This is a genomic window from Actinomycetes bacterium (assembly GCA_036510875.1).
Taxonomy (GTDB): domain Bacteria; phylum Actinomycetota; class Actinomycetes; order Prado026; family Prado026; genus DATCDE01.
Genome location: DATCDE010000349.1, coordinates 1 through 2903, shown reverse-complemented (window position 1 = coordinate 2903; position 2903 = coordinate 1). Strand labels below are relative to the sequence as shown.

Annotated in this window: 3 protein-coding genes and 1 tRNA gene; 2 read left to right on the top strand and 2 right to left on the bottom strand. The window is 67.9% G+C overall.

Translation table 11 applies throughout. The features are described from left to right. On the top strand, positions 1-232 hold a 232-nt coding region (locus tag VIM19_19980; GenBank protein HEY5187119.1), incomplete at its 5' end, for an amidase family protein. Positions 233-313: 81 nt separating this feature from the next. After that, positions 314-387 (top strand) — tRNA-Val (locus VIM19_19975). Between the two features lie 517 nt (positions 388-904). Here VIM19_19975 and VIM19_19970 read toward each other — a convergent pair. Both VIM19_19970 and VIM19_19965 read right to left on the bottom strand, forming a co-directional pair. After that, entirely contained in the window at positions 905-1534 is a 630-nt protein-coding gene (locus VIM19_19970; GenBank protein HEY5187118.1) for a sterol desaturase family protein, read from the bottom strand. 765 nt (positions 1535-2299) lie between these two features. Then, a partial coding sequence (locus tag VIM19_19965) for a GAP family protein (protein HEY5187117.1) occupies positions 2300-2903 on the bottom strand: 604 nt, incomplete at its 5' end.

Genomic DNA, 2903 nt, shown 5'->3' with positions numbered 1-2903 from the left:
GGGTCACCCGGGCACGGTCAACGGGGTGGAGACGCCGTTCTGGGCTCCGTTCACCGGGGCGTACAACCTGACGCGTAACCCGGCCGGCACCGTGCCGGTGGGCTTCACCGCCGACGGCATGCCCGTGGGGCTGCAGGTCATCGGGCCGCAGCACGGCGATGTGGCGGTGCTGCGCACGATCGCCGTGCTGGAAGAGGTGGTCGGCCTCGACCCGCTGGCTCCACTGGGGTGAGCCCTGGCGTGCCTTGAGGTGAGGGGCCTTCTGAAGGTGAGCCGCCGGCGGGGGAGCGGCTACAGTGCCCGTTCGCATCACGGGCGATTAGCTCAGCTGGTTAGAGCGCTGCCTTCACACGGCAGAGGTCGAGGGTTCGAGTCCCCCATCGCCCACCCGTTGTCAGAAATACAACGTTTGGCCTGGTCAGGCCCCGGATCGCGTGTCCGATCGCTCGGACCGGTTCGTCTTCTCTTTCAAACCCCGTCTGGTACCCGCCGGGTCTTCCCTGCTCATGCTTGAGGGCTTGCTCCGCGACCCGGTCCAAACGGGCGCTCGCTCGTTGTTTCGTGAGTGTCACGTTCCTGGTGATCGTCGGACCTCCGCTGGCGGGATTCGCGGATGGGACGTCCTACGGTCGGCTCGTGTGTTGTACAGGGTCCGCCCCGTTGTGTGGGCTTGGCACCCTTTCAGGGAGAACGGCTGATCTCGGACCAGTCCAGGGGCGAGGCCGGGCAGGGGGCTGAGCCCTTTGAAGGAGAGTTTGCGGACGGGTCCGAAGGCGAATCGGTCCCCCGCCCGCGGTTCAGCTGGCGGCCGCCGGTGATGTTGAACGCACGAACGGCCAGCAGAGCGCGCGGGCGACCCTTGCCAACCACACCAGCCCGCGCTCAGGTGACATCGATGGGGGACTCAGCCCTCGAGGGCAGGGGCAACGTTGGCGAAGGCGTCGATCCGGTCGCGCTCGACCTGACGTGTGTCGGCGTGCCAGGCGCCCTTGGCCAGGTAGTCGTCTGCGAACTCTGCCTTGACGGCCCCCGCCTCGTCGAGGAGCCACACCGGTGCCATGCGGCGGGGCACGGTGACCACGCCGGGGTCGTCGTAGGTGCCGAACGCCTTGTCCCACACCGGGCTCGTCACACCGAAGTTGCGCATCGGCGCTCCGAAGTGGTGGTGCAGGTGGTTGCGACGGGCCCAGCGCCCGTAGCGGTGGCGTGGCGGATGCGTGTGGGTGCGCCGATGCGCGACCTCGTAGCCGAAGTACATCGAGAGCAGCCCGGCGGTGAAGGCCGTGGCCCAGCGACGGCCCGCTAGCGCGGCGGCGGCGGGGTACGCGACCGCCGTGGTGGCGGTCGCCGATGCCAGCTTCTTCGAGGTGGGCGAGAAGTAGGTGACGTCGGCGTGGTGCTTCAGGTGCTCGACCGAGGCCAGCCCTCGCCCGCGGAGCTCGTGCATGAGGAAGCGGTGCAGGCCGTACTCCGCCGCCGTCCAGGACGCGACCCCGATCAGAACGGCGGCCCCCCGGGATTGGATGATCCTCACCGCTCCAGGATCGCAGGTCCGAGAGGAGTTTGCCGACGGTTCAGTTGACGGTGGTTGAGGTGGTCATCCTGGTGCCGGCCATCCGCGCCGCGGACGGATCTGGCAATCGCCCTCTTCGCCACCCTGTACGCCGAACAGAACGAGCTCGACCACCAAGCCCTCAACACCGCCATCACGAGCGGGCGAATGACCGCCCAAACCGACACCTGACCGAGCGAGGTGGCACCGCGGCTGCGAAGACGACGAGCCTCTCGCAAACGCTGGCCGCCGAACCTGGGCGGACGTGGAACACCGACCGCGCCCCGAAGCATGACGGGTCTGGGTCCCGGCCACCCATTGCGCCGTCGCACCGAGACGCCGGCACGGTGGAACTCCCGGGCCAAGGTCCGCGTGTGCACCCCGAACTCGCCCGCTACCTCAGCGAGCGACGCCCCCTCCCGGTAGCGCGCGGCCGCCCGCTCAACCGCCTCGTCGGTCAGCTTGCGGACCGCCCGTCGCCGAGGGACGCCGAGTCGATCCAGATGATTGATCACCGTGGTGCGGTGCACCCGGAAAGCCGTCCCCAAAGGTCCACGACTGTTGTGAGAATCACGTGTCAATGGCCAGTGGGATCTGCCCGGGGGCGGACAGTGGTTCTGCCCGGTGGTGCGTCCGACTCGGCGTGCAGCCGAGGCCAGGAAGTCGGCGTCCCGCCGCTCACCGACGGCGTGGTCGCAGTATCCGCCCGCAGTCGTCAGGTACATCATTGGTGCCACGTCGGAACTGCTACACGGTGAGCGGCGGGATGCCCTTGGCGATCAGGTCGACGCCGAAGACGAGGAACAGGACCGCGGTCACTGCGGCGTTGTGCATCGTGAGCCAGTCCTTGAGCGAGTCGAGGGCGGCCTTCGCATGTGCGCCGCCGAGGAAGTAGTAGACGACCGGGCCTGCGATCGTGAGGCTCCCGACGACGACGAATACGATCAGCGAGACGACCGCTTCGCTCGTCGACAGTCCGAGCTCGGCGAGACCGGCGGCCGCGGCGACGGTCAGGAGTAGGTTCTTCGGGTTCACACCCGCCATGAGGACCCCGAAGCCGAACGCCTTCCCCGGTGTGAGGACGTCGATGCTGGCCATCCACTTCGGCATCTGGGGCACGACATCCGGCGCTGGACGGTTCCGCCAGTTGCGCACGGCGAGCAGGAGAAGAACCACACCGAAGACGATCTTGCCCCAAGCGATCGTGTCGGAAGTGGTGGTGCTGGTCGCGGCATTTCCGTTGGTGCAGGCGACGTACACGACTCCGCTCACGATCGCGAGCGCGAGCATCCAACCAGCCAGAAATGCCGGGCCGTTCACCTTGGCCCTCGACGAGAACAGCATGAGGATC